At 67.1% G+C, this 21840-nt stretch carries 13 protein-coding genes; 7 read left to right on the top strand and 6 right to left on the bottom strand.

Going from position 1 to position 21840, the window contains the following annotated elements:
• Window positions 1-137: 137 nt before the first annotated feature.
• The 4 genes from V2L18_RS04510 (at window position 138) to V2L18_RS04495 (ending at window position 5019) form a co-directional block, all read left to right on the top strand.
• A complete protein-coding gene (locus tag V2L18_RS04510) occupies window positions 138-659 on the top strand; it encodes a MarR family transcriptional regulator (protein ID WP_336176617.1) in 522 nt (173 codons plus the stop codon).
• 149 nt (window positions 660-808) lie between these two features.
• Complete coding sequence (locus V2L18_RS04505; protein WP_336176616.1) at window positions 809-2962, top strand: indolepyruvate ferredoxin oxidoreductase subunit alpha; 2154 nt, start codon at window positions 809-811, stop codon at window positions 2960-2962.
• A 1-nt stretch (window position 2963) separates the two neighbouring features.
• Window positions 2964-4550 (top strand): indolepyruvate oxidoreductase subunit beta family protein, encoded by a 1587-nt coding sequence (locus V2L18_RS04500; protein WP_336176615.1) that lies wholly within the window; start codon window positions 2964-2966, stop codon window positions 4548-4550.
• A gap of 181 nt (window positions 4551-4731) precedes the next feature.
• Complete coding sequence (locus V2L18_RS04495; protein ID WP_336177004.1) at window positions 4732-5019, top strand: GIY-YIG nuclease family protein; 288 nt, start codon at window positions 4732-4734, stop codon at window positions 5017-5019.
• A 137-nt stretch (window positions 5020-5156) separates the two neighbouring features.
• On the opposite strand, the gene V2L18_RS04490 is transcribed toward V2L18_RS04495, so the two are convergent.
• Genes V2L18_RS04490 through V2L18_RS04465 form a run of 6 tightly spaced genes read right to left on the bottom strand, consistent with a single transcriptional unit; the run spans window position 5157 to window position 11125 of the window.
• Window positions 5157-5555, bottom strand: coding sequence for a RidA family protein (locus V2L18_RS04490; RefSeq protein WP_336176614.1), 399 nt, complete (start codon window positions 5553-5555; stop codon window positions 5157-5159).
• Between the two features lie 7 nt (window positions 5556-5562).
• Window positions 5563-6732, bottom strand: a complete 1170-nt coding sequence (locus V2L18_RS04485; RefSeq protein WP_336176613.1) for an acyl-CoA dehydrogenase family protein — start codon at window positions 6730-6732, stop codon at window positions 5563-5565.
• Window positions 6732-7544, bottom strand: coding sequence for an enoyl-CoA hydratase family protein (locus V2L18_RS04480; protein ID WP_336176612.1), 813 nt, complete (start codon window positions 7542-7544; stop codon window positions 6732-6734). Before V2L18_RS04480 ends, V2L18_RS04485 begins: the two co-directional genes overlap by 1 nt.
• 7 nt (window positions 7545-7551) lie before the next feature.
• On the bottom strand, window positions 7552-8079 hold the full coding sequence (locus tag V2L18_RS04475) for a MarR family transcriptional regulator (protein ID WP_336176611.1): 528 nt from the start codon (window positions 8077-8079) through the stop codon (window positions 7552-7554).
• Entirely contained in the window at window positions 8076-8834 is a 759-nt protein-coding gene (locus V2L18_RS04470; protein ID WP_336176610.1) for an SDR family NAD(P)-dependent oxidoreductase, read from the bottom strand. The genes V2L18_RS04475 and V2L18_RS04470 overlap by 4 nt, the downstream gene beginning before the upstream one ends.
• Entirely contained in the window at window positions 8831-11125 is a 2295-nt protein-coding gene (locus V2L18_RS04465; protein WP_336176609.1) for a bifunctional salicylyl-CoA 5-hydroxylase/oxidoreductase, read from the bottom strand. Before V2L18_RS04465 ends, V2L18_RS04470 begins: the two co-directional genes overlap by 4 nt.
• Before the next feature lie 440 nt (window positions 11126-11565).
• On the opposite strand from V2L18_RS04465, the gene V2L18_RS04460 reads away from it, so the two are divergent.
• The 3 genes from V2L18_RS04460 (at window position 11566) to V2L18_RS04450 (ending at window position 21840) form a co-directional block, all read left to right on the top strand.
• Entirely contained in the window at window positions 11566-13224 is a 1659-nt protein-coding gene (locus V2L18_RS04460) for a Hint domain-containing protein (RefSeq protein ID WP_336176608.1), read from the top strand.
• A 205-nt stretch (window positions 13225-13429) separates the two neighbouring features.
• Window positions 13430-18379, top strand: coding sequence for a hypothetical protein (locus tag V2L18_RS04455; protein WP_336176607.1), 4950 nt, complete (start codon window positions 13430-13432; stop codon window positions 18377-18379).
• Window positions 18379-21840, top strand: a complete 3462-nt coding sequence (locus tag V2L18_RS04450) for a hypothetical protein (RefSeq protein ID WP_336176606.1) — start codon at window positions 18379-18381, stop codon at window positions 21838-21840. Before V2L18_RS04455 ends, V2L18_RS04450 begins: the two co-directional genes overlap by 1 nt.

Genomic DNA, 21840 nt, shown 5'->3' with positions numbered 1-21840 from the left:
TCAGTGACCACAATTTCATCCGCGCTAATTATTGCATATGCATATTTTCAAGCTTAGACTTTCTCTCATCGGGATGCGGTACGCGCCTGTGCGGCCGCAGGCCCGACGAGAGAACATGAGGCGGCATGCGCGCGAAAATGGCTGAAAAGGCTCTGAAGGACAGCAGGGACGCGGCCCGCCCCGCCGAGGGAACGGTCCGGGGCGAGGCGGTCATTCCGCTCGGCGAGATCGGGTTGCAGCAGTTCGCGCCCTACCTGATGAACCGCGTGATGGGGCGCTACAACGCCAATCTGCGCGAGGGCCTGCGTTCGCGCGACCTGACCACGCCGCAGATGCGCGCGCTCGCCGTGATGGCGGTCGCCGACGGGCTCACCGTCAATGAACTCGCCGTCTACACGGTCACCGAACAGTCGACGATGAGCCGGACGTTGGACGCGATGGAGGCGCAGGGGCTTTTGCGCCGCGAAACCCTGGAGGCCGACAACCGGGTGCGCCGGATCCACCTGACGCCGGCCGGCCGGGCGCTGTTCGACGAGGTGTGGCCGGTGATGTGGCAGGCCTTCCGTTCGCTATTCCGGGATGTGAATGATGCGGAATACGCGGCCTTCGTCGCGGTGCTGCAGAAGATGCTGCGCAACGTGCGCGAACACGACTTCTAGAGGACGCGGGTGAGAGCCGGGATGCAGGCTTTTGCCGCCCCCTTGCTCAGCCCTCTCCTCCGTCATTGCCCGGCACCCGCCTTCGCGGGGATGACAAGGAAGAAAGAAGATACCGCGCAGACTAACGAACCGACGCCGAGGAGGGGAACATGGCTGAACGTTCTTTCGCAAAGGAAGTGGAGAAGCTGCGCCTGGGCGAGGGCGAGGAATTCCATGGCGAGGGCATCCTGGCGATGACCAAGGCGCTGCTGGAATGCGGCGTCGGCTATGTCGGCGGCTATCAGGGAGCGCCGATCAGCCACCTGATGGACGTGCTCGCCGATGCGCAGGATATTCTGGGCGAACTCGGCGTCCACTTCGAGGCCTCCGCCTCCGAGGCGACCGCCACCGCCATGCTGGCGGCGTCCGTCCATTATCCGATCCGCGGCGCGGTCACCTACAAGTCCACCGTCGGCACCAATGTCGCCTCCGATGCGCTCGCCAATCTGGCGTCGGGCGGGGTGACCGGCGGCGCGCTGATCATCGTCGGCGAGGATTACGGCGAAGGCTCCTCGATCATGCAGGAGCGCAGCCATGCGTTTGCGATGAAGAGCCAGGTGTGGCTGCTCGATCCGCGCCCCAATCTTCCCACCATCGTCAAGACGGTGGAGGACGCCTTCAAGCTGTCGGAAGCCTCCAACACGCCGGTGATGATGGAGGTGCGCATCCGCTGCTGCCATGTCCACGGCAGCTTCAAGACGAAAGCCAACAAGCGCCCGGAGATGACGGTCGCCGACGCGCTGGAAAACCCGCGCCGGGACACCGGCCGCATCGTGCTGCCGCCCGCATCCTTCCTGCACGAGCACGAGAAGATCGAGAAGCGCTGGCCGGCCGCCGTCCGCTTCATCAAGGAACGCGAGATCAACGAGTTTTTCGGGCCTGACGAGGCCAAGATCGGCATCGTCATGCAGGGCGGCATGTACAACGGCGTCATCCGCGCGCTTCAACGTCTGGGGCTTGCCGACACCTACGGCGAGACGAAGGTGCCGCTATACGTTCTGAACGCCGTTTATCCGCTGATCGACGACCAGTTCCTCGATTTCTGCCGGGGCAAGGACGCGGTCATCGTGGTGGAGGAAGGCCAGCCAAACCACATCGAGCAGGCCTTCGGCGACATGCTCTACAAGGCCGGCGGCACGACGAAGCTCTGCGGCAAGAACTATCTGCCGATGGCCGGCGAATATACCGGCAAGGTGATGCTCGACAGTCTCGGCGCCTTCGTGCGCGACCACGATCCCGGCCTTCTCGCACCGGAAGTGCGCGCGCCCAACCGGCCGGCGGACCTGCCCGACATGACGCCGCTTGCCGACAATGTGCCGGGCCGCCCGCCCGGGTTCTGCACCGGCTGTCCGGAACGCCCGATCTTCGCTGCAACAAAGCTCGTGGAGCAGGAACTGGGGCCACATCACATCGCCTCCGATATCGGCTGCCACCTCTTTTCGATCATGCCGCCGTTCGAGATCGGCGGCACGACGATGGGCTATGGCCTGGGCCCCGCATCCGCCTCCGCCTTCAATTCGCCCGATGCCAAACGGCGTTCGATCTCGTTTGTCGGCGACGGCGGCTTCTGGCACAACGGGCTGACATCCTCCATCGGAAACGCCGTCTTCAACCGCAACGACGGCGTGATCGTCATCGTCGACAATTTCTATTCGGCGGCGACCGGCGGGCAGGACATTCTGTCCTCGCGCGCCAGCAACAAGTCGAAATCGACGAAGCACCCGATCACCGCTGCAGTGAAGGGCATGGGCGTGAAATGGGTGCGCCATATCGAGCGCACCTACGATGTCGGCCTGATGCGCGAGACGCTGCGCGAGGCGCTGACGACGGAGGAGACCGGCCCGAAGGTCATTGTCGCCTCGTCGGAATGCATGCTGAACAGGCAGCGGCGCGAGAAGCCGCAACTCGCCGCGGCGGTCAAGGAGGGGCGGCGCGTGGTGAAGCCGCGCTTCGGCGTGGACGAGGACGTGTGCACCGGCGATCACGCCTGCATGCGGCTGTCGGGCTGCCCGTCGCTGTCGGTCAAGACGCTCGACGATCCCTTGCGCGACGATCCCGTCGCCGCCATCGACCACACATGCGTGGGCTGCGGCAATTGCGGCGAGGTGGCGGATGCCGCCGTGCTGTGCCCCTCGTTCTACCAGGCCGAAACCGTGTTCAACCCGACGGGCTTCGAGCGCACGCTGAACCGCCTGCGCCAGCGCGTCATCGGCTGGTTGCAGGCCCGGCGCGACCGCAGCCGCCTCGTCTTCGAGGAGATCTGAGATGAGCGACAAAGCAACGCCAGCACCAAAAGCCGCAGCCGCGAAGGCGGACGACGCCGACCGCATCATCTCCATCGCCATCCTCGCCGTCGGCGGCCAGGGCGGCGGGGTGCTGACCGACTGGATCGTCTCCGTCGCCGAGGCCAATGGCTACCGGGCGCAATCGACCTCGGTCGCCGGCGTCGCCCAGCGCACCGGCGCGACGATCTACTACGTCGAAATGTGCAAGGACACCGGCCGCCAGCCGGTGTTCTCACTGTCGCCGGCGCAGGGCGATGTCGATGTGCTGATGGCGGCGGAGCTGATGGAGGCGGGGCGTGCAGTCATGCGCGGTTTCGTGACGCCGGACCGCACCACGCTGATCACCTCCTCCCACCGCATCGCCGCCGTATCGGAAAAGATCGCGCCGGGCGACGGGCGCGGGTCGTCGGATGCGGTTCTCGACACCGCGCGCAAGGCTGCAAAGACGCTCATCGCCTTCGACATGGAAAGGATGGCGGTCGCGGCCGGCAGCGTGATTTCGTCGAGCCTGTTCGGCGCACTCGCCGGCTCCGGCGTTTTGCCATTCGCGCGCGAGAGCTACGAGGAGACGATCCGGGCTTCCGGTCGGGGCGTCGCCGCAAGCCTCAGGGCATTTGGCGCGGCTTTCGAGCGGACGGCCGCCGGCGCGGAGCCGGTCGCGGCCCCCGCCCCTGCCCCGGATACAGCCGACGCCGTGGCGGCCGCTCACGGCTCGCCCGCACAGCTCTTCGGCTGGCAGGAACTCGTCTCGCGCGTGCGGGCCATGCCTGCGCCGGTACACGAAATGGCGCTCGCCGGCCTGCGCAAGGTGGTCGACTACCAGGACCTCACCTACGGGGCGGAGTATCTGGAGAAGCTGGAACGCGCGGTCGCACTCGATTACGCGGCGCACGACCACGCGTTCTCCATCACGGCGGCGAAGTATCTCGCCAATGCGCTGTGCTACGACGATATCGTGCGGGTCGCGGATCTGAAGACGCGGGCGAGCCGGTCCGCGCGCGTGCGCCGCGAGGTGGGCGTCGACGGCGGGACGGTGCTGCGGGTGACGGAGTATTTCCATCCGCGCATCGAGGAAGTCTGTGGCACGCTGCCGGCCGGGCTCGGGGCGTGGATCGAGGCGCGGCCGGGGCTTTCTCGCTGGCTTGATCGACGTATCAACAAGGGCCGCCGCATCCGCACCGACGGTCTTTTCGGTTTCACCCTGTTATGGGGGCTTGCGGGGCTGAAGCGCTGGCGACGCCGGCTGCTGCGCCACCGGGTGGAGAGCGCCCATATTGGCGCATGGTACGATCTGGCGCTTGAGACGGTCGCGGCCGATTACGCCCTGGCGGTGGAGATCCTCGCCTGCCGCCGGCTCATCAAGGGCTACAGCGACACCCATGCGCGCGGGCTTTCGAAATACGACCGGGTTCTTGGCGCGCTGCCCATGCTGGAAGGCCGGCAGGACGCGGCCGACTGGCTGCGCCGGCTGAGGGAGGCGGCGCTCCGGGACGAAAAAGGCACCGCACTCGACGGCGCGCTGCAGACGGTGGCGTCGTTCGCGGTGCCGGAGAGCGGGGTGGCGTGAGGGGGGCGTTGGTGAAGTGGGGTTGGGAGCGGCTTCGCCGCGCTTTTCGCGCTGGATCCCGGATCTGCGGTCGGCTTCGCCTCCCTTGTCCGGGATGAGGGGGCAAGGGGCGAATTGAAGCGTGACGGCGAAGGCGTCCGTCATCTATTTTGGCGAGGTACAATGATTGCGGGCTGCGCGAATGGTGGCGCATGTCTACATTCTGGCCTCGAAGCGCAACGGCACGCTTTATGTCGGCGTGACGCACGATCTTTCGCGGCGCCTTTATGAACATGCGAACAAGCTGACGGACGGTTTCACCGCCCGTTACGGCGTCTCACGGCTCGTCTGGGCGGAAGACCATGCGCTGATGGCCGATGCGGTCGCACGCGAGAAGCAGATCAAGCGCTGGCGCCGTGCGTGGAAGATCGCGCTGATCGAAGAGATCAATCCCGACTGGCGCGATATGGCGGCCGATATCCTGCTGTGAACCCAGGTTTCCGGCTCAAAACCATCCACACGGCCCCTCATCCCGGACAAGGGAGGCGCAGCCGACCGCTGATCCGGGATCCAGCGCAACATGCGCGGCGAAGCCGCTCCAAATCCCTTTGCTTCGCCCTTCCTCTCTCATGCAGGCGGCAGGACCGCCGTCGCCTCGATTTCCACCAGCGCCTCGTCCTCCACAAGGGCCTGGACGACCACCATGGTCATCACCGGAAAATGCCGGCCCATGACACGGCGATAGGCTTCGCCGACCTCGCGCTGGCGGGCGAGGTATTCGCTCTTGTCGATCACATACCAGGTCAGGCGCACGATGTGCTCGACGCCGCCGCCGGCAGCCTCCACAACATCGAGGATGTTGCGCAGGGCCTGTTCCATCTGGCCGATGAAATCCCGGCTCTCGAACACCTGATCCCGGTTCCAGCCGATCTGCCCAGCGATGAAGAACTGTCGGCCCTCGGCGACGATGCCGTTGGCGTAGCCCTTGGGGTCCTGCCAGCCGTCGGGATGAATGATCTCAAACATGGTCCGCTCAAGCCTTTCCCGATGCGGCCGCCAGGGTCTGGCGGGCGATGATGACTTTCTGCACCTCGGATGCACCCTCGTAGATCCGGAGCGCCCGGATTTCGCGGTAGAGACTTTCGACGATGTGGCCCTTGCGCACGCCATCGCCGCCGTGGATCTGGACCGCCATGTCGATGGCCTTCTGCGCCTGTTCGGTGGCAAATAGCTTGGCCATCGCCGCCTCGCGGCTGACGCGGGCAGCGCCCTTGTCCTTCAGCCACGCCGCCCGGTAGACCAGAAGCGCCGCCGCATCGACATCGAGCGCCATGTCGGCCACGTGCCCCTGCACCATCTGCAGATCGAACAATGGCGCGCCGAAGAGATGGCGGTTCTGCACGCGCGAAACCGTCTCGTCGAGTGCGCGGCGCGCAAAGCCGAGGGCTGCGGCGGCCACCGTGGCGCGGAAGACGTCGAGCACCGACATGGCAATGCGGAAGCCAGCGCCCGGCTGCCCAAGCATCGCGGAGGCCGGGATACGGCAGTCCTCGAATTTCAGCCGGGCGAGCGGATGTGGCGCGACCGTTTCCAGCCGTTCGGCGATCGTGAAGCCGGGAAGATCGGCGGGCACGATGAAGGCCGAAAGGCCTTTCGCGCCCTCGCCCTCGCCGGTGCGTGCAAACAGTGTGTAGACGTCGGCGATGCCGCCGTTGGAGATCCACGTCTTCTCGCCGTTCAGCACGTAATTATCGCCGTCGCGCGTCGCCGTCAGCGTGATGCTGGCGACGTCGGAGCCAGAGGCGGGCTCCGTCAGCGCGAACGCAGACAGCGCCTTGCCGGCTCGGGTCTTCGTCAGCCATTCGGCCTTCTGCGCGGGCGTGCCGAAAAGCGAGATCGCCCCGGTGCCGAGCCCCTGCATGGCGAAGGCGAAATCTGCGAGCCCGTCATGGCGCGCCAAAGTCTCGCGGATGAGACACAGGCTGCGCACGTCGAGCCCGCTTGAAGGATCATCCGGATCGACGGCGGAATGGGCGAGCCAGCCGCCCGCACCCAGCTTCGCCACCAGATCGCGGCAGGCGGCATCGATGTCACAATGATCGACATGGGCGAGCGTGTCGGCCGCCCAGGCGTCGAGCCTTTCGGCAAGGACGCGGTGGCGGTCCTCGAAGAACGGCCAGTCGAGAAAGCTCGTGTCCGCCATCAGTCGCCCCCGAAAACCGGCTTCTGCTTTGCGACGAAGGCGTCGTAGGCGCGCTTGAAATCCTTCGTCTGCATGCAGATCGCCTGGGCCTGGGCTTCCGCCTCGATGGCCTGCTCGAGGCTCATGTTCCATTCCTGGTTGAGCATGGTCTTGGTCATCATGTGGCCGAAGGTCGGGCCGGCGGCGATGCGCCTTGCGATATCGTCGGCTTCCGCCTCCAGGTGCTTCGGCTCGACGATGCGGGAATAGAAGCCCCAGCGTTCGCCCTCCTCCGCGCTCATCGCGCGGCCGGTATAGAGCAGTTCCGCCGCCCGGCTCTGGCCGATGATGCGGGGCAGGATCGCGCAGGCGCCCATGTCGCAGCCGGCAAGGCCAACCCGGGTGAACAGGAACGCGGTCCTGGCGCCGGGCGAGGCGATGCGGATATCGCTCGCCATGGCGACGATCGCGCCGGCGCCGACGCACACGCCGTCGACCGCCGCGACGATCGGCTTGCCGCAATTGATCATCGCCTTGACCAGATCGCCGGTCATGCGGGTGAATTCCAGAAGGCCCTTCATGTCCTTGGACAGAAGCGGCCCGATGATGTCGTGCACGTCGCCGCCCGACGAGAAATTGCCGCCGTTGGAGGTGAACACCACCGCCTTCACGCCGTCCTCGTAGCGCAGCGCGCGGAACCAGTCACGAAGCTCCGCATAGCTCTCGAAGGTGAGCGGGTTCTTGCGCTCCGGCCGGTCGAGCGCGACGGTGGCGATGCCGTCCGCGATCGCGCACCGGAAATGCTCCGGCGATGCCTCCAGTATCCCCGTCATGGGCGCCCTATCCTCCCTGAACGTCACTTGTCTTGTTGTCTTCGAAGCGGTCGGCGATGGCGCCGAACAGCGTCACCAGGTGATCGGCCTCGTCCGGATCGATCGCGCCCAGAAGCTCATCGACCCAGGCCTCGTGCACGGCGGCGAGCTCGGCGAAGCTTTCCCGCCCCCGGTTCGTCAACCGCACGATCATGGCGCGGCGGTCGCCCTCCACCGGTACCCGCACGATCAGCCCGTCCTTCACCAGCCGGTCGACGATGCCGGTGACGTTGCCGTTGGAAACCCGCAGGACACCGGACAGCTCGCTCATGCGGAGGCCCTTGTCGTTGCGGTAGAGCGCGGCGAGCACATCGAAACGCGGCAGGGTGGAATCGAACTCCACCCTGAGCCGCTCGCGCAGCTCCGCCTCTACGAAGCGGGAGACCTTGAGGATGCGCAGCCAGAGCCGCAGCCGTTCCTTGGAAACAGCGGCGTTGGAGACGTCGGCATTGTCCGGCACGCCTCGCGTTTCGCCCGCCGGCGCCTCCGGGCTCATGTCTCGCCTCCGGAAATCGAGATCGCCTGACCGGTGACGGAGGCAGCCCCTTCGCCGCACAGCCAGAGCACCGCATCCGCGACCTCGCGCGGCTGGATGAAACGGCCTTGCGGATTGCCCTTCACGAGGATCGCGGCGGCCTCCTCCCGGCTGCGGCCGGTCTTCGCCATGATGTTGGAAAGCGTTTCCTCCAGCATCGGCGTTTCGGTGTAGCCGGGGCAGAGCGCGTTGACGGTGATGCCGGTCGGCGCAAGTTCCAGCGCCAGTGACCGCGTGAGCCCGATGATGCCGTGCTTGGCGGCGCAGTAGCCTGACACGTACGGGTAGCCCTTGAGCCCGGCGGTGGAGGCGATGGCGAGAAGACGGCCGCGGCCGGCCTCCACCATGGGGCCGAGCACCGCCTGCCAGAGGTTGAACACGCCGAGGAGATTGACGTTCAGCATCGCCGTCAGGTCGTCGGCCGACATCCTGGCGAAAGGCGCGCTCGTCGCCGCCCCCGCATTGGCGACGGCGATTTCCACCGGGCCGTTGCGGGCCGCGGCCGCCTCCACCATCGCGGCGACAGAGGCCGGATCGGTGACGTCGCCGGAGACGGGGAAAATCGAGGCGTGGCGGGCGGCGACCTCGGCCAGCGGCCCCTCGCGCCGGCCGGTGACCGTTACCTTCGCGCCGGCGTCGGCCAGCGCAAGCGCGATGGCCGCACCGACGCCGGAGCCGCCTCCGGTCACCAGCGCGTGCTTTCCCGAAACACTCATACCTTGCCCGTCATCTGTTCCACCCGTTCCGCAAGCCGCCAGAGCTGATCGCGGCCGGCAAGGTAGGGATCGGGCCATTTCTCCGTGCGATCGCCAAGCGCGGAGGCCGCGTGCAGCGTCCAGTAGGGATCGGCCAGATGCGGGCGCGCGAGGCAGACGAGATCGGCGCGGCCGGCCATCAGGATGGAGTTGACGTGGTCGGGCTCGTAGATGTTGCCGACCGCCATGGTCGCCATGCCGGTCTCGTTGCGGATGCGGTCGGAAAACGGGGTCTGGAACATGCGGCCATAGACCGGGCGCGCGCGCTTGGTGGTCTGGCCGGCCGACACGTCGCAGATATCGACGCCCGCATCCTTCAGCATGGCGGCGATCCTCACCGCCTCCTCCGGCGTCACGCCCTCCTCGCCGACCCAGTCATTGGCCGAGATGCGTACCGAGATCGGCTTGTCTGCCGGCCACACGGCGCGGCAGGCATGGAAGATCTCCAGCGGATAGCGCATGCGGTTTTCGAGGCTGCCGCCATACGCGTCGGTGCGGGTGTTGGTCACCGGCGTGATGAAGGAGGAGAGCAGGTAGCCGTGGGCGCAGTGCAACTCGAGCATGTCGAAGCCGGCGCACGCGGCCATTTCGGCTGCTGCGACAAACTGGTCGCGCACCGTGTCCATGTCGGCTCGGTCCATCGCCTTCGGAGTGGCGTTCGCCGGCGACCAGGGAACATCGGAGGCAGACAATAGCGGCCAGTTGCCGTCAAGGAGCGGTGCGTCCATTTCGTCCCAGCCGAGCTGGGTGGAGCCCTTGGCGCCGGAATGGCCGATCTGCGCGCAAATCTTCGCGTCCGTCTCCGCGTGGACGAAATCGACGATACGCCGCCACGCGGCCTCGTGGACCTCGTCGTAAAGACCGGGGCAGCCCGGCGTGATGCGGCCTTCAGGCGAGACGCAGGTCATTTCGGTATAGACGAGGCCGGCGCCGCCCTTGGCGCGTTCGGCGTAATGGACGAGGTGCCAGTCGGTCGGGCAGCCGTCCACCGCCTTGTACTGCGCCATCGGCGAGACGACGATGCGGTTCTTCAGCGCCATGTCGCGAAGCCTGAACGGCGCGAACATGGGATGACGGACGGGCGAATTGCCGTTGACGCCGGCCTGGCGCTGGAACCAGCGTTCGGCACCTTCGAGCCATGCGGCATCGCGCAGGCGCAGGTTCTCGTGCGAGATGCGTTGCGAGCGGGTCAGCAGCGAATAGGTGAACTGCACCGGATCGAGGTGCAGGTAGCGTTCCACTTCCTCGAACCATTCCATGGAGTTGCGCGCCGCCGATTGCAGCTTCAGCACCTCCACCCGGCGTTCGTCCTCGTACTTGGCAAAGGCGGCTTCCATGGTCGGCTCGCTGTGCAGGTAGTCGGCGAGCGCGATGGCGCTTTCCAGCGCCAGCTTGGAACCGGAGCCGATGGAGAAATGCGCGGTCGCCGCCGCATCGCCCATCAGCACGATATTCTCGTGGGACCAGGTCTCGCACAGCACGCGGGGAAAGTTGATCCAGGCCGAGCCGCGGATATGGCGGGCGTTCGACATCAGCGAATGACCGCCGAGATACTTCTCGAAGATCTTCTCGCAGGTCGCGATCGACTGCTCCTGGCTCATCTCGCCGAAGCCGAAGTTGGCCCAGGTCTCCTCGGTGCACTCGACGATGAAGGTCGCGGTGTCATCGTCGAACTGGTAGGCGTGCGCCCAGATCCAGCCCTTGTCTGTTTCCTCGAAGATGAAGGTGAAGGCGTCGTCGAACTTCTGATGCGTGCCGAGCCAGACGAACTTGCACTTGCGCACGTCGATATCGGGTCTGAAGTGCTCGGCGTAGGCCGCGCGGGTCTTCGAATTGAGACCGTCGCTGGCCACGACGAGATCGAAGTCGGCGGCATAGTCGGCCGCACTTTCCACTTCCGTCTCGAAACGCATCTCGACGCCCAGCTCGCGGGCGCGCTGCTGAAGAAGGATCAGCAGCTGCTTGCGGCCGATGCCGCAAAAGCCGTGGCCGGTGGAAAGCGTGCGGGTGCCGCGATAGTGGACGGCAATGTCGTCCCAGTAGGCGAAATGGGCACGGATCGCTTCCGCGCTCGGGGCATCGTTGGCGGCGAGATTGTCGAGCGTCTCGTCGGACAGCACCACGCCCCAGCCGAAGGTGTCGTCGGGCTTGTTGCGCTCGATGACGACGACCTCGTGCGCGGGGTCGCGCAGCTTCATCGAAATCGCGAAATAGAGACCGGCGGGACCGCCCCCGAGACATGCCACCTTCATCGGCCACCCTCCCTCTGCCACGCCGTCGCGCCGCCGCGGCGGCCGGGCCCTCCCGCCAACGCGAGGGCCAATGTGGGGGCAAGAGTATCGACGCTCCGATAATATTTCAAGCCTAAAGCTTTTGAGGTTAAAATTTCCATGCGGGCCGATGCGCCGGCCGACACGTCGATCGCCATGCGGTTTGCAGGCGCCCCCACCCCGCGACAGGTGAGCCGGGAGCGAAGTGAGGCAGCGGCCGGCGTCAATTCATCTCCCTGCGTAAGGTACGGCTTTTATTCAAATATTCACGAGATATATTCCTCTAAAAATATCTATTGCCCGCCCTGCATCCTTATAATATCAATATTAATTGTCGATGCGGATGTCCGCTATTTATTTAAAACCCTTCCATATGACGTGAGCGATTTATATTGCTTTGCGGCAAAGGGAATAGATTGATCATGACAGAAATTTCACTTGACGCCATCTCCGACCTTTCTGCCGTCTCGAAACTTTTCGATGCCCTGAAACCGGATACCCCCACGACACTCGATCCCTCAAACCCCACGCACCGCGCCGGCATCGAGGCCGCGCTTGCCGCAGCGGGGCGCACGGGCGCGCGGTATCCGCACTTGCACGATGCGCTCGACAAGGGATCGGCGGGGACAGCCTCGCTGACGCTCATCGACAAGGGGATCGATTCCGGCGGCAGGGCGACGGCGATGGCGTGGCAGGCCTCGGGCGCGGGGCACGCCTATTCCGGGGCGACGCTGTTCGCGCTCGACGGCGACAGCGGCACGCTGCTGGCGCTCGGCCACAACGCCAATGTCGGCGAGGGCTTCGTGCCCGTGTCCACCGATACCCCGAGCGCCCGGAAGGCGGGCAGCAAGCTGAAGGTGCTTGCGGTTGGCCATTCGGTGGCGCATTCCGGCGCCGCGAGCTTCACCGCTCTTGCCAGCACCTCGCAGGTCACGACCGATACGGACGCGAACATCGTCGTCGACGAGCCGACGACCACACCGAAATATCCGCCCGACGTGCGCATCGCGCTGGGGCGCACCAGCACATCGGCGGATGTCGACTACTGGTACGCCGAGCCGCAGAACATCCAGAACCCGTATCTGATCGTTCCCTTCGCCGGCAACGCCACCCTTCCCTACGATATCGACGGAACGCTCGGCCAGCCGATCAACGGTGCGGTCTATCTGACCAAGATCTACTTCTCCACCAATTCCGGGACCAACGAGATCCCGATGAACGCGACCTACACGAAGAACTTCACGGAGAAGGTAACGGTGGATACCGCCGATCAGGGGAAGGTGGTGTGGAGCTATCCGTACGGCCAGGGCGGCTCCTACACATCCACCGAATCCATCGTCTATGACCCGCAATCGCTGGTGAACGAGACGGAGAGCTATTTCTACTACAGCTTCCAGATCCCCGTTCAGAACGCGCCGACACCCAACTTCAGCTTCGCCATCTGCAGCTACAACACGCCGAACGAGCCCTCCTTCCAGTGCCATCAGATCTGCAATCTGTGGTTCTGGTGGCACTGTCTTGCGGCCGGCACGCAGGTGATGCTCGTCGACGGCCACACCATGGCGATCGACGACATCGACAACACGCACCGTGTGCGAACCGGCATGCGGGACCAGGACCTGGCCGTGGAGGCCACCTCGCGCGGCGCGCACAAGGCGGCGGCTTCCGAGCCTTCGGTGAGCATGGCGGTGCACGAGCTCTCCACCGAGGGCGGCCACACGCTGGTGGCCACTGGCGCGCACGTGATCGCCACGCCCGAGGGAATGGTGCCGCTGGCGGACCTGAATCCCGGCGACGCGGTGCTGACCCCGACAGGGCCGGTGAAGGTGAAATCCCGCAAGGCGATCGACTACGACGGGATGATGTTCAACCTGAAGGTCGCGGACGAGGCTGACCGCAGGGCGGGCTTCGGCGACAGCGATATCGGCACCTACATCGCAAACGGCATCGTCGTGGGCGACAAGTTCGCCCAGCGCAACGCCGCCCGCCAGCGCAACCGCGACATCGCCCGCGTCAAGACGACACTCGCCGATCCCCTCGTCACCGACTACGCGAGCGCGATCGAGGACATCCGCTACTGATCCGCCGCCAGCCGCACCCGCCTGTAGCAAGCGGGCGGGTGCGGCCGGTTCGTGGCGGGCCGTTCCCTCTCCCCTGAGCTGGCGCGGCTGTCCGGAGGTCTCCGGAGCCGCGCCACGGTGCCGCTACCGGTGCAGGTGCCGATCGGGGGTCCGATTTGAGGGCAGTTTCCAGCGGCCCGCGCCTCTCGATCAAGCCGAGGTTCGCATGAGCGTTCCGGTGTTTTCCTCCGTCGTCTATCTCTCGCCCTGGCTCCCCTTGCCGCCCGGCTGGTTCAAGGTCGGGCTCGATGTCGTCGTCGACTCCGGCGCCCCGTCCGGGCAGGTCCTCGCAGCCCGTCTCAGACAGGGCGGCACGACGCTGCAGGTCGAGGTGGGCGCGGGACCGACGGAAGTCGTGCTGGTGCCCGATGCGCCGCTTTCCGCGATGCTGGACTATGCGGTGGACGCACAATGGGTGGCGAGCGGCACGAGCAGGGGATCGGTCCAGTGGAATGCCGGATCCTATGCCACCGCGCCGGTCTTGACCGCCACGCTCACGCTCGACGAAGCGTCCGTCAGCGGTTCCACCGTGAGCCTTGCCTGGGACTTCGGCTCCACCGCAACACAGCCCGCCGGCGCCAACGTCTCCGCCTACAGCGACGCGGGACGCTCGGTCGGCTTCTCTCGCGTGCAGGGCACGAGCGGCACGCTGACGCTTTCCTCCTCCGCCACCCTCGGCGCCCAGCTCTATCTCCAGGCGGTGATGCCGATCGACGGCACGCCGGGGACGGGCTTCGTCGCCCCCTTCACCATGGGCCCCATCGTTTCCGGCAATCCGCTGCCGCTTGCGGCCCCCGCCGTCACCAGCGCGGATTTCGACGGCACGCGGGTTACCGTCGGCTGGACGCCGCCCTCCACGCCTGCGACCGGCGGCACCATCGGCTACGACCTCGTCGTGCAATCGGCCGGATCCGCCAGCCGGTTCGCGGCCGCATCCTCCGGCGGGCTCGCCGTGCTCGGCGCCGGCGCCTCCACCGCGCTCTCGATTTCCGGCGCTGTGCGCTTCGGGGCGATCTCCGGGGCTCCGGGAACCGCGCTCGATCTTCTTGCGCAGGCGCCGGCGATCGACGCCATCGCGGTCAGCGGCACGACCGTTTCGGCCCGCGTCACCTTCCCCGCCGGCGCACCTTCCGGGGCGAGCGCCGCCGTGAAGCTGCTGCTCAACGGGGTCGAGAAGGGCTCGGCCACGGCGACCAGTTCCGGCGCGACCGTCTCGCTCGCGGGCCTGACCGCCACGCCCACCGACGGATGGACGGTGGTGGCCTCGATGGCAGCGACCGTTTCGGGGGCTGCGTTGACGGGACCGTCGAGCCTGCCGGTGGAGGTGCTCGCCGCCGCTCCGGTCATCGACGCGATCACCATGGTTCCCGATGCCGAAGACAGCACGAAATGGGTGGTGACGGTGGCGGCCGGCTCGCCGCCGCCGCCGGGCGCATCGCTCGCGATCGCGCTCTCGCAAGGGGGCACGGCTGTCGCCTCGGCAAGCCTTTCCGCCAGCGCGACGGCCCGCTTCACGCTGGCGCAAGGGACTGCGGCCGCGAACACCATCGACGGCTCCACCGTCGCCCAGGCGACCGCCAGCCTGACCAACGGCCGCGCCACGAGCCCTTCGGCCGGCGCCACCTTCATCGGCTCCGCGCCGGTCATCTCGGCGGTGCAGAATATCGGCGCGAACGATCCGACCGGCCAGACGCAGGGCCTGCAGTTCGATGTCGCGAGCGCGGAAAGCGGCAAGACGCTTGTGGTGCGGCTGATGGGCAACGGGGCGACGGTGGCGACCGCTTCCGGCACGTCCGGCGGCACCCATGTGAACCTTCCGCTCGACCAGCCGCTCGATCCCTCCATTTCGTGGACCGTGCAGGCGCGCTGGACGGGCAGCGGTGTCGATGCCGCGACCTTCGGCGGCTGGTCCGCGCCGGTGGCGGTGCTGACCGCGACGACGAGCGTCGTCTCCGCCGATTTCGACGCGGGCACGCTGGCGGTCGCGATCCAGCCCCCGCAAAGCTCAACGCCCGCGCAGGGCGCCTATATCTTCGCCTACGACGCTACGGGCGGCCAGGTCCGGGGTGCCAACGTTATCGGCACGCGCGCGACTATCGCACTGACGCCCGGCACCGCGACGTGGCAGGCGGGCGCCAAGCCGTTCCAGCCCCTGCCGGCGAGTTCGAACAGCCGCACGATCGCGCCCAGTTCGGCGCTGGCGCCGCTGCTGCTTGATGCCCCCGCCCTCAGCCGCATCGATTATGACGGCTCGGTCCTCTCCGCCGCCTGGTCGGTGGTTCAGGACGCGGCGGGCAACGACGCGACCGGGGCGGTGATCAGGGTTTCGGACGGAGCAGGCAGCATCGTCACGCAAGCCGTCGGCAGCGGATCGGGCGAGGTCGCGGTCCAGCTGTCGCCGGGCACGCAGGCAAATGCCGCCGTCAGCGTGCGGGCGATTTGCGATGCCGCCGGCATTCATGCCTCGGGCGCCTATAGCACGGCGGCGACGCCGCTGGTCGCCGCCCCGACCGTGGGGAGCGTGAGCGTGGACATTGCCGGCGGGACGGTCGCAGCCGTCCTCACCCCGCCCACCGACGTGCCCGCGGGCACCACCTATCAGGGCTGGCTGATGGCGGGCGATCATCAGGTCGCAGGGCCGGAAAGCGGCTCCACCAGTCTCAGCTTCACCTATGCGGCCGCCGGCGTATCGGGTCTTTCCATCGTCGCGCAGGCCACCGCCACAATCGACAGCATCGCGCTTTCCGGGCCGAAGAGCCCTCCGGTGCCGGTGCTGGCGATCGCCCCGGAATTCGCCGGCGTGACGATCGCGCCGTCGACGACGGCCGGCGACTGGCAGCTCGACGCCGTTTGGGCGCCGCCGGCCGATGGCAGCGCGGTGACCACCTACACGCTGAAACTCGACAAGGACGGAGGGACGAACGTCTTCGAACAATCGTTCGGCTCCGCCCTGACAGGAACAAAGAGCTTCGCGACATCGGCGGTGAGCACGACCGCCGCCAACCCGCTGACGCTTTGGGCGACGTCGGCCAACGAATCGACGACGCCTGCGGCAAGCCTCGACGTGTGGTTCGCGGCGCCCGCCTTCAGCGCGGTGACCGTGGGGGCGACGCAGGTGACGGCGCAGTGGAGTGCAGCGGCGGGACCGGCGAATGCGGCCTATCGGCTGAACCTGCTCGATGCCGCGAACGGGGCGGTGCTGGCGGGCGTCACCACCACAGCCACCTCCGGCGGCATCGCCACCGGAGATCTGGGCCTTGATCCGGGCGGCAGCTACAAGCTCGCGCTGGCGGTGATTTCCGGGCCCGTCACCTTCGTTCCGGCCGACGACGGCACGGCGAAAACGCGGCCCTCGCTGCTTCTGGCGCAACCGCAGGGGCTTGTCGCGGCGACCGATCCGTCCAGCAAGAAGGCAACGATCAGCTGGCAGGCGGTGAGCGGGGCGAGCGGCTATACGGTGAACTTCTCCGATGGCCGGGCGGCGGTCGCGGTCACGGCGGCCACATACGCGCTGACCACCGCGCTTGATCCCGGCGACGATCTCGCCGTTTCGGTGACGGCGAATATCGTCGCCGACGGCGTGACCTCCACCGGCCCGGCCTCGGCCTGGCTCGCCATTCCCACCGCCGCCCCCGCACTCACCTTCGCCGATTGCGACGGCGGCAGCGTTTCCGCCTCGTGGCAGGGGGTGGCCGGCGCGGTCGGCTATGTGGCGACACTTCTCGACAAGGACGGCAATTCGGCCGGCACGAGCGCGCAGGTCGCGGCCTTGAGCGTCGTCTTCGACGCGACGCTCGAGGCTTCGAGCGGGCCCTACACGGTGGTGGTGCAGGCGGTGACGGCGGCGGGGACGGGTCTGCCTTCCGATGCGCTGCCGGTGTTCACCCCGGCGTGGTTCATCTCCACGCAGGCGCCGGCGGATGCGCCGCCCAACATCTACCCCGCCTCCACGCTGGCGCTGGAACCGGAAGAGATCACGCTCTACCTGCCGGCGCTCGGCACGCAGACGATCACGGTCGATCCGGTCGGGCCCTTCGTGCTCGCCGCCAACACCGACACGGGCAGCAAGGATGCCTTTCCCTACACGCTGACATTTGCCGCCGACAGCGACGTGTGGACGTTTACCGCAGACGGCAATCCGCTGCCGTCGATCCGTCCCGACCTGAAGACGCACTACGTCAATTTTCTCAAGGCGGCGGAGACGGCGGGCGCCTCGGCATCGGGCATCTCCATCCTCCAGATGGCGATCTCGCGCTGGATGCCGCAGACGTTCGAGGAGAGCCATTATTACGCCTACGGGCTGGATCTCACCGGGGGCAAGGGCACGGGCTCGATCGATCTGCGTCAGGGGCTGGTGCTGCGGGTGGGCTTTGCCGATTACACCAACGTGTGGTCGGGCGATACCAACAGCTGGCTCAACGGTTTCGGCGGCGGCTCGCCCAACGACTACGACGTGGCGGACGGGCTGTCGGGCTCCGGCGCGTGGCAGCTTTCCATGGACGCGTTTACCGCGCGGCTGACGGCATCGGGCGCAATGACGGTGTCGCCGCCGACCACGCTCGTTTCCGCCGCAACGGCCTCAGGCGTCGCCGATGCCGCCGATCTGTTCTTTCCCGGCTTTCCCAATCCGTTTTACCGGCTGTTCTTTCCCGGCGAACTGCAGACCCCGACGAGCACCGGGTCGGTCGCCACGACCTCCAATTTCGGGCTTGCCTCGGCCGCGACCTACACCGCGCTGGCATCGAGCAGCAACACGCCGGGCACGAACACGCCGGTCGCCTATTTCCGCGGCCGGGCGGTATTGCGGATGATGGTGCGCGTGCGCGTCAACGACATGGAACTGGTGGTGCCGCTGGGGACCACGCTCGGCAATCTTCTCGACCGCTACGGCGTGCGCCCGCCGGCAAGCCCGGTGAAGCTCGCAGGCGTCACGCTGGAGCGCGGCGGCGGGCCGGGTGTGGCGGTATTCGGCGCCTCGCCCACGCCGCCGCCAGCCATTTACGACAGCGCACGACGCCACCGGGTGCGGCTCGACTGGGGCACCATGGCGACCTATGGCGGCCCGGTGGATGCCACGAACCTTCCGCTGCTGCACGGCGACAGGATTGAATTCTGATGGCAGCCGTTACCTTCGCCCAGGTCGGAACGCTCGCGCTCTATGCCTCCAGCGCCTCGGCCGATGCCGGGGTGGCGGGCTACTGGGCGGGCTACCGGCCTGCGCCGGGCAGTTCGCCCGGGGCGACGGTGACGCTTCAGCAAAGCTGGGACGATATCGGCGGGAGCTATCTTTTCCTGGCCGCAACACCTTCCGATTTCACCGCCTTTGCCGCAGCGCTCGATGCCTGGCTTGCCGCACAAGGCGCCATGGCACCGCGGTTCCTGTGGATCGCCAATCCTGACGATCCTTCCTTCTACTGGAAAACAACGGCGTGGTTTGCGACCGGCACGACTTCGGGCGGCGCGACGAGTTGGACGCTCCACGGCGTCGCCGGATTTGCGCTCGGCATCTACCGGCTCGACATCGCGGCGGGCACCGTCCTCACGCTCGACACGAGCGAGCCGGCGGGCGCGACGATCGCGGACGCCGGGGCAACGTTCCGTTCCGGCGCGGGATCGTTCGGGCCGACGGGGACGAGCGCCATCGGCTTTCAGGGTGCGGGCATCGGCGCGTGGACGGGAACGCTGTCGGTGGCCGCCGACGGACTTGCCGATCTCGGCGTCGGCCTCCACTACGCGGTGCGCTACGCGCTCAATCCGGCCGACCCGCGGCTGGTGCCCGTCGACATGCCCGTTCTTGGAATGGCGAGCGCGGCGATCAGCCTTTCCGCCGCCTGGGACCCGATGTTCCCGATGGAGCGGGCGCGGACAAGGTTTGTCTTTTCCGGCACGGCGCCGACGATCGATGCCACCTTCGTCACGCAGCGCGGTTACGCGACGACGCTGACCCCAGCCGATGCCGCCGCGCCGCTGTGGCCGGGCGGGCTGATGTTCGCGCGCTGCGCAACGCGGATCGACGCGACGTCGGACGGCGGTACAGACCTCTACAACATGACGCCGGACGGGGTGTTTTCGCTTGCCGTGGTGGCGCCTTCGGGCGGGGCGGGATCGGGGCTGACGGACCAGCTCATGCTCGGGCTTTCGGGGCTTGAATCGGCGGCACTGGGCACATCGGGCACATCGATCCTGTTTGAGGCGGGAAAGCCGGCCTTTGCACCCACCGCCATCCCAGGCGGCACGGTACCTAGCGAGGGGGCGGCACTGCTCACCGGGCTTGCGACAACGGCTTGGGTCGCGGTGTTGCCGCCGACATCCGGGCAGTCGGGCCTGAGCTACTACGCGCAGTCGCGCCAATCGCCGCTCTTTCAGGGCACAGGCACGGCGACACTCAGCTATATCGAGGTGCCGATCGCCCGGCTTTCGAGCTGGCAGACGGGCGGGGCGGTGCCTGAGACCTATCCCGTCGGCGCCTATGCCGGAGTGAGCGAGACCCAGGCCGCAGCCGCCCGGGCGCTGGAGCAGGCCGCCCTTGCGCCCGCACGACGACAGTTGATCACCGGCGCCCCGCCGGGGCTGGAGGACGTGGCCGACGACACGGACGTGATCGCGGTGACGCCGCAGGGGCTCACCGTGACGCTTCCCTCCGATCTTTCGAGCATCGACCGGGTCGTGATCGCCAACCTGCCGGACGCGCCGGAGCCGCAGCTCGCCTTCACCGACATCGGCTCCGATTTCGAGGCCGCGCTTTTCACCAACCAGCTGTTCTTCGTCGTCTCCAACGTCACGACGTTTCTGGCGCAGGCCGCTTGCGTGCCGCCGTTCCTGCTCGATCTCGACGGCTGGGTCTTTCGCCTCAACCCCGATCACTGGCGCACGGGCGACGCGCCGACGATCATGGTGTGGAAATACGCCGACCGTTCGCTGGAGGCGCTGGCGGCGGACGCGTCGAGCTGGGCCTGGCAGGCGGCGGCCGAGGACGATCAGGGAAGCGTCGTGCCAACATGGCGCACGCTCAATGCCATCATAGCGCAGGCCCGCGCGGCGGAGGAGGACGACCCGACAAGCCCCTATGCCCGCTTCTACCGCGACGTGGTCGCCGATCCGGGCTGGAACGGGATCCTGTTCCTGAACGCGCCGGTCGATCTCGCCGACCTGCCGCCCTCGCTGCGCTTCGTCGCCGCCGGGCTCGACCCGGAGCGCTTCTACGCCCACCACGTGGGGGCGAGCGTCACGCCGTTCGATCCGACCACCACGCCCATCACCTTGAAGAAGACCAGCGTCTTCGGACTGATCAACTACACCGACACGGTGGATCTGGTGCCGAGCGAGACGCTGCCGTTCGAGTTCAAGACGATGCAGCTGATGGCGCGGTTCGCCAACGCGCATCTGGCGGAGTTCTCCACGCAAGTTGAGATCTCGATGAACCGGCTGTTCGCGGCCGCGCTCGCCAAGCAGGACACGCTCAACGGCAACAACCTGATGATTTCCGGCGCGCTGCAGAAAAGCGGCGGCGCGCCGGCCTACGCCTTCACGCTACTGGCGCAGAACCGCTATGCCGCGCTTTTTTCCGCGCTGACCAATGTCGAGATCACCTCGGTCAGGATCGAGACGCTGGCCAACCCGACGCCGACGCGGGTTGCGACCAACTTCATTCTCGGCGGCAAGCTGCGCTTCTTCGCGCCCGACGGCTTCGATCTCTTTGGCTACGGCCTTGCGCCGGGCGAAACGCAGGACGATCCGCCCTTCGACGGCTATCTGGTCTTCAACCAGCTGGCGCTGACGATGGATTTCGACATCTCCGATCCGCAGACGCAGGTGTGGACGGTGAACGAGACCGGCATCGGCTTCGACCTGCCCAATTCCGTGCCCCGGCCCGACAGCCTGGTGGCGTGTTTTCCGGTCACCGTGCGTTCGCTGGTCTCAAGCCCGGACCTTGCGCCGGAAGGTGGAGAACCGGAAGGCGTGGCCCCTGAGGAGATAGGGTATCTGTCAATCTCCGCGCCGCTCGACCAGGTGCCGATGGTTTCGCCGTGGTACGGGCTGGTGCTGTCGATCGATCTGGGCAGCCTCGGCGCGCTGGCGGGGTCTGCCGGCATCAAGGCGGAGATCCTGGCGGCCTGGATGCCGGGCGCGCGCGACGGCGACCTGCCGGTCTTTCTGGGCCTGAAGATCCCGGGCACGGAGCCGCGCAGCGGCAGCTTCCCGCTGCAGGGCGTTTTGAAGCTCGGCTTCAAGAGCTTCATCTTCTCCACCTACGAGCAGAACGGCCAGCGCGCCTATCTGCTGACCCTGTCGCGTTTCGCGCTTTCCGTGCTGGGCTTCTCGTTCCCGCCGGGAAATCTGGATCTGAGCCTGTTCGGCGGGCCTGAAGGCCGTTCGACGGGCCAACTCGGCTGGCTGGGCGCCTATGTCGATCCGGAGGCAAGGAAGGAGAAAGAAACGCGACAGGCGCGGATCGCGGGGCCGGATGCGGCAACAGGGATGGCCGCGCCTGCCGCGCCCCCGGCCCTTGCCGCCCCCGCCCAAAGCCCCCGGAAGGTGCGGCGCAAGCGGCTCGGCCGCCTTGGCGGGAGGGGCTAG

The organism is Breoghania sp. JC706 (assembly GCF_037026715.1).
GTDB lineage: Bacteria > Pseudomonadota > Alphaproteobacteria > Rhizobiales > Stappiaceae > Breoghania.
This window is presented reverse-complemented; position numbering and strand designations above follow the sequence as displayed.